Consider the following 5,999-nt stretch of genomic DNA (forward strand, 5'->3'; position numbering starts at 1 on the left):
TGGGGTCTGCCGCAGCCGGACTCAAGGCCCTGAAGTCTTCACTGGAAAAAGCCGAGACCCCTGACGAGGTGCGTGGATTTGAGGGGGCAGGTTCCCGGATCTATTTCAACGTGTTTAAACTGCTCATACGAAACGACCTGTTTTTCTTCAATAACCGGAACAGGCGCCCGCCAAAGGACCCGGTAAATGCCCTGCTTTCTGCCTATGAGGAGCTGATGCGGGGCACATCTTCATTTCGCAGGACCATTCAGACCCAGGTCAGAGGTTTTGCCGACTCGCTTCTGGATCCGCAGAAATTCTACCGGCCCATGACCTTTTGAATGAATCTGCGCTCTTTGACAATTTGTTCCGCCTCCCGGTCTCCCCGACGCACAATGAAACCATAATGCAATTGTGAATTGCATTATGCAGCACAGCGCATTATGCTTAAAAAAACACAATAAGGGGACTATCATGACAACAGCAGTAAGAATAACTGACGAATTGGTTCGGGAAGCAAAGATATTCAGCAAAATAGATAAACGATCTTTAACTGGGCAAATTGAGCATTGGGCCCGGATTGGAAAATGTGCTGAAGAAAACCCCGATTTAACCTATAACCTTATAAAAGAGATCCTCCTCGGCATCGCTGAATTGGAACACGAAGCAATAAGTGAATATAAATTTGGGCAGCAGAAATGAAAATTTTTCAATCCCGATNNCCTCGATTAGAGAGGATTGAGACAAGTGAGTTCAAGGCCATGATCACCTTCTTTGATAACGTTTCCCCCGGCGTGCCGTGACCAAACCTAAAAGTAACTGTAGCCACCAGCGACGATTTCATGTTAAGAAAAAAGCCCACGCTGATGCGAAGCAGGCCGATTCATCAATGGCGTCTTCTGTTATAAAGCAAAAATATAAACAATTATTCAAACATGTTAGGCTTGGGTCAGGACCCGTTGCATGACTGCTGCGCCCTTGATCTCCGCGCGGCTATGCCTGCTCACGTTGCGGGTACCAGTGCCGGAGCCCCCATCCGGACTAACAAGTCGACTTTATCGAACTTGATTCCGAAAAAGTCTTGACTATTTCGGAATTCATGTCAGAATAACCATCATGAAACGATATCTTACAAAATATATTCAAGAAGATTTGAATAATAAAATTATCCTGCTGACCGGGCCGCGCCAGACCGGAAAAACGACGCTGTCAAAAATGCTCGAAAATAATTTTGATTATTTCAACTATGATAATATTGATGATCGGTTAGACTTACAGGAAAGATCCTGGGACCGCTCAAAGCCCCTGGTTATCTTTGATGAACTGCATAAGCTGAAAAACTGGAAAGCATGGTTGAAGGGCATTTATGACAAAGAAGGCATTCCACCAGCAATCCTTGTTACGGGCAGTGCACGATTAGATACCTATAAAAAAGTTGGTGATTCCCTTGCAGGAAGATTCTTCCAATTCAGATTGCATCCTCTGGATCTTAAGGAAATCAGCACTTTTTTAAAACCGGACAACCATGACGTTGAATTAGACAAGCTTTTATCGTTTGGTGGTTTCCCAGAGCCATTTTTGAATGGAACAAGTCGTTTCTATAACCGCTGGAAAAAATCTCATCTTGATATCATTTTAAAACAAGATCTCATTGACATTGAAAATGTTCAGCAGATCACCCAGATTGAAACGATGATTCAGCTATTAAAGCACCGGGTAGGCAGCCCAATTTCCTATAGCTCCCTGGCACAGGATCTACAATGTTCAGATAAAACGGTAAAAAGGTGGTTAACGATACTCGAAAATATGTATGTGCTTTTCAAAATATCACCCTTCCATAAAAACATTGCCAGGGCTATTCAGAAAGCACCTAAGTTTTATTTCTACGATACAGGCCAGGTTATTGGTGATCAAGGGATTAAGCTGGAAAATGCCGTGGCATGTGCCATACAAAAAGAATTGCATTTCCGGGAGGATTGCCTGGGAGAAGAAGGAAAGCTATTTTATGTAAAAAATAAGGACGGCAAAGAGATCGATTTCTGTATTTCAAAAGAGGATCGCCCGTCCTTATTGTTAGAGGTAAAATGGAACGATAATAATTTGAACCCGAATTTTGAAATATTTAAAAAATTTTTTCCTGAAATCAAAATGGTGCAAATTTCAAAAAAACTGGACAGAGAAAAAACTTTTCCAAACGGAGCAGAAATCAGGCTTGCATCCAACTGGCTGTCAGAATTAAACTTTTAATACAAACGGACACACACATGGACGCCTATTCAAATATTGTCAAAAAAGTCCTTAACCAGGGCCAGATCAAGGAGAACCGCACCGGGGTGAACACCATTGCCATTGCCGGGGCCATGTTTGAACATGACATGGCCGAAGGATTTCCATTGCTGACCACCAAATACGTACCCTTTGCCCTTGTGGCCTCGGAACTGGAATTTTTCATCAAAGGCATCACAGATAAAAACTGGCTGCGGGAGAGAAACAACCATATCTGGGATGAATGGTGCTCACCGGCCAAAGTCGCCTACGGGCATGATGATGAAACCAGAAAAAAAATGATGGAAGAACGGGAACTTGGCCCCATTTACGGGTTCCAGTGGCGACATTTCGGCGGCGGATACCAGGCCTGGGACAAGGCACCGGTCCCCTCCGGGGTGGATCAGCTTAAACACCTGGTGGCCACCCTGAAAACCAATCCCGATGACCGGCGCATGATCGTGTCGGCCTGGAATCCCATGGATATCGGCCATATGGCTCTTCCGCCCTGCCACTACGGATTTCAGGTCACCGTCATCAATGGCCGGCTTAATCTGCTGTGGAACCAGAGGTCCGTGGATACTGCCCTGGGTCTTCCCTTCAACATTGCAAGCTATGGACTTCTTCTAACGCTTCTGGCCCTGGAATCAGGGTTTAAACCGGGCACCCTTGTGGGCTTTCTGGGGGACACCCATATTTATGAAAACCATGTGGAAGGACTGATGCAACAGCTTGAAAGAAAACCCTTTGCCCTGCCTGGCATAGAAACCACTGCTTTTTCATCTATTTTTGACTGGCAGTACAATGACACGGTTTTAACGGACTACCGCCACCACCCGGCCATTCGATTTGAAATTGCTGTTTAGACAATAAAAAGCCCTGCATTAAAAATCCGCAGGGCTTTGTTGTACTTTCCGCTTATGCCTGTTTAAAGAGCCTCAATGGCTTCCTGGAGTGCAGGCATGAACTCAAGGATATCTTCCACGATCCCCACATCAGCAACCTGGAAAATGGGTGCTTTGGGATTTTTATTCACGGCAACGATAAATGGATTGCCCTTGATGCCGCCCATGTGCTGGAAGGAACCGGAAATACCCATGGCCATATAGACTTTGGGTTTAACGGTCTGGCCGGAAGTACCAACCTGGCGGGATTTTTCAAGCCATTTGGCGTCAACGATGGGACGTGAACAGGAAACCACCGCACCCATGGCGTCAGCCAGTTCCTGGGCAATCGCAATATTGTCTCCATCTTCAATACCACGGCCAATGGAAACCAGAACGTCGGATTTGGTGATATCAACATCGCCGACCTCAGCTTCAACCACTTCCAGGAAGGTTCTTTTGGCGGAAAGGTCACCGGCGTCACCGGATTTGTCAACCACGGAACCGGAAGCACCACCCTCAGCGGGGGCAAATGCGCCCGGACGGATAGTGAGGACAGCGCCCGCAGATGCATCGCAGGTCACATGCGTGGAGACAGCGCCGCCCAGTTCCTGACGGACGAGTTTCAGGGCATCACCGTCCATACCTTCAAAGTCGACAACGTCGGCAGCATAGGCTGAATCCAGTTTTATGGAGAGACCAGGGGCCAGATCCATGCCAAAGGTATCATGGGCCACCAGCACAATGGCGTCGGCCGGAATGATATTGGTCAGGGCTTTTCTCACGATCTCGGCATTGGGATAGGCCAAGGCGGGATTGTCGATTTTGATCACTTCTGCGTAAGTCTTGGTCAGCGCGTTGGCCACTTTGTCCAGATCCGCGCCGGAACCGGCAACCACGGCAGTAAGAGAGGCGCCGGCATCAATCTTTTTTGCAGCACCCGGGAATTCCATGGCCACATCTTCGGCCACCCCGTTTTTAAATGGAACATATGCAAAAATCTGTGTCATGATCAAAGACCTCCTTTGGCTTTCAACTTCTCAATCAATTTTTCAATTATTTCATCAGTGGAGCCTTCAAGCATTTCAGCACCATCACCCAGATCGGGTACAAAATAATCCACGCGTTTGGTCTTTGCACCGGCTTCGCCCACGCTGCCCGGATCCACACCAAGGTCAGCGGCACCCTTTACAGGAATCTCAACGCCGGCCACCTTACGGATACCGCGGATACCGACATAACGGGGTTCGTTGATACCGGTCTGAATGGAAAGCACACAGGGCAACTCAATTTCGTTCATCTCCTGGTTGCCGCCTTCAATTTCCCGACCTACTTTAATTTTTGCATCAGCAGGCTCAATCTTGTTCACCAGAGAGGCATAGGGGTAATCCAGCATTGCGGCAAGCATGCCGCCAACCTGGCCTGCGCCGTCATCAGCCTGGGCGCCGGTAAGAATCAGATCATAATTGCCTTTTTCAACTTCAGCTTTGAGGATGGCGGCAATACCTCTACCGTCAGATCCTTCAAAGGCGTCATCAAAGAGAAGAACGCCGTTATCGGCACCCATGGCCATTTCACGTCGCAGGACTTCTTCAGCCCCGTCATCACCCACGGTTACGACAGTTACGCTGCCGCCCACCTTATCCACGATCTGGATGGCCTCTTCAACGGCATAGTTGTCCCACTCGTTCACGGAATAAACCAGATCATCACGATCCAGATCATTTCCTTCGGAATTGAGTTCAAATTCGTTCTCAGCAGTATCCGGAACTCGTTTGACGCACACCAAAATTTCCATTATTTCCTCCTTAAGCTTATTTTTTTGGGGTCTGCCGGGCTTATTAAACCAAACCCGGCAGAGAACTTATGTTAAGCGTTTTATGTTAAGCGTTGATTATGCTAAATGTTCCTCAATGAGTTGCGTAAAATCAAGGACTTCCATCTCGCCTTCTTTCCCGGCCACTTTAATGGCATCCTGGATATTCACCAGACAGAAAGGACAGGCCGTGACAATAACATTGGCCCCGGCTTCTGCTGCCATGTTGACCCTGAGAACCCCCATGCGGGTCTCTTCTTCGGGCTCATAAAACAGCATCAGACCGCCGCCGCCGCAGCAGAAGGAGCGATCACGGCTCTTTTCCAGTTCCACCCGTGTCAGGCCCGCAATGGCATCCATCGCCTCTCTCGGGGATTCATAAATACTGTTGTGGCGCCCCAGATAACAGGGGTCATGATACACATACACTTTATCACGATCCTTGCACGGTTTCATGGTCAGGGCACCGGATTTAATCTTTTCAGCCACAATTTCACTGATGTGTTTGACCGGGGGCAGGCCCGTGTAGTCATTTTTCAAAGCATTCAGGGCATGGGGGTCTGCCGTGACAATCTGTTTCACACCGGATTCTAGAATGGCTTGGGTATTCTGGGTTTTGAGATCCTGGTAAAGCATCTCTTCACCAAACCGGATCACCTCGTTGCCGCTGTCTTTTTCGTCCTTGCCCAGGATGCCGAAATCCACGCCCGCCTTTTCAAGGATGATGGCGGTTCTGCGGGCTATCTCCTGAATATTGTCGTCATAGGAGGTGATACTGTCTACAAAGTAGAGGGTATCGGCGCTCTCTTCGCCCAGATCTTTGACCGTATGGGTTTCGGCAAATGTTTTTTCCAGGGCCCAGTCCGCGCGTTTTTTCTCCATTTTGCCATAGGGATTACCGCGTTTTTCAAGGGCTTTAAGGGGTTTTTGCAGGGACTGGGGCACCATACCCTCATCCACCATGCCACGACGCAGGTCAACCATCTTGTCAATATATTCGATCCCCAGGGGGCACTCCTCTTCACAGGCACCGCAGGTGGTACAGGACCAGATCT

The 5,999-nt window shown here is 48.2% G+C and carries 7 protein-coding genes; 4 read left to right on the forward strand and 3 right to left on the reverse strand.

The window, feature by feature from the left end; genetic code table 11:
- The 4 genes from B3D59_RS11395 to thyA form a co-directional block, all read left to right on the forward strand.
- Positions 1 to 320: CRISPR-associated endonuclease Cas1 (locus B3D59_RS11395; protein ID WP_286819862.1), on the forward strand; the 320-nt coding region annotated here is incomplete at its 5' end.
- Between the two features lie 133 nt (positions 321 to 453).
- Positions 454 to 681, forward strand: coding sequence for a TA system antitoxin ParD family protein (locus tag B3D59_RS11400; RefSeq protein WP_286819863.1), 228 nt, complete (start codon positions 454 to 456; stop codon positions 679 to 681).
- A 414-nt stretch (positions 682 to 1,095) separates the two neighbouring features.
- Positions 1,096 to 2,226, forward strand: a complete 1,131-nt coding sequence (locus tag B3D59_RS11405) for an ATP-binding protein (RefSeq protein WP_286819864.1) — start codon at positions 1,096 to 1,098, stop codon at positions 2,224 to 2,226.
- Between the two features lie 17 nt (positions 2,227 to 2,243).
- Positions 2,244 to 3,110 carry a thymidylate synthase gene (gene thyA / locus B3D59_RS11410; RefSeq protein WP_286819865.1) on the forward strand — a complete coding sequence of 289 codons (867 nt, stop codon included), beginning with the start codon at positions 2,244 to 2,246 and terminating at the stop codon, positions 3,108 to 3,110.
- Positions 3,111 to 3,172: 62 nt separating this feature from the next.
- Here the strand turns inward: thyA and B3D59_RS11415 are convergent, their stop codons facing one another.
- The 3 genes from B3D59_RS11415 to B3D59_RS11425 all read right to left on the reverse strand — a co-directional run.
- The gene (locus tag B3D59_RS11415) at positions 3,173 to 4,138 is read right to left on the reverse strand and encodes an electron transfer flavoprotein subunit alpha/FixB family protein (protein WP_286819866.1); all 966 of its coding nucleotides are present in this window, start codon (positions 4,136 to 4,138) and stop codon (positions 3,173 to 3,175) included.
- A 2-nt stretch (positions 4,139 to 4,140) separates the two neighbouring features.
- A complete protein-coding gene (locus tag B3D59_RS11420; protein WP_004073940.1) occupies positions 4,141 to 4,926 on the reverse strand; it encodes an electron transfer flavoprotein subunit beta/FixA family protein in 786 nt (261 codons plus the stop codon).
- Between the two features lie 96 nt (positions 4,927 to 5,022).
- On the reverse strand, positions 5,023 to 5,999 hold a 977-nt coding region (locus tag B3D59_RS11425), incomplete at its 5' end, for a (Fe-S)-binding protein (RefSeq protein ID WP_286819867.1).

Source organism: Desulfobacter sp. UBA2225 (genome assembly GCF_002348205.1).
Taxonomy (GTDB): Bacteria; Desulfobacterota; Desulfobacteria; order Desulfobacterales; family Desulfobacteraceae; genus Desulfobacter; species Desulfobacter postgatei.

What these genes read in the sequence shown, in the direction of transcription:
- B3D59_RS11400 (WP_286819863.1), top strand. Translation starts at nt 454, where the DNA reads ATGACAACAGCAGTAAGAATAACTGACGAATTGGTTCGGGAAGCAAAG.
- B3D59_RS11405 (WP_286819864.1), top strand. Translation starts at nt 1,096, where the DNA reads ATGAAACGATATCTTACAAAATATATTCAAGAAGATTTGAATAATAAA.
- thyA (WP_286819865.1), top strand. Translation starts at nt 2,244, where the DNA reads ATGGACGCCTATTCAAATATTGTCAAAAAAGTCCTTAACCAGGGCCAG.
- B3D59_RS11415 (WP_286819866.1), bottom strand. Translation starts at nt 4,138, where the DNA reads ATGACACAGATTTTTGCATATGTTCCATTTAAAAACGGGGTGGCCGAA.
- B3D59_RS11420 (WP_004073940.1), bottom strand. Translation starts at nt 4,926, where the DNA reads ATGGAAATTTTGGTGTGCGTCAAACGAGTTCCGGATACTGCTGAGAAC.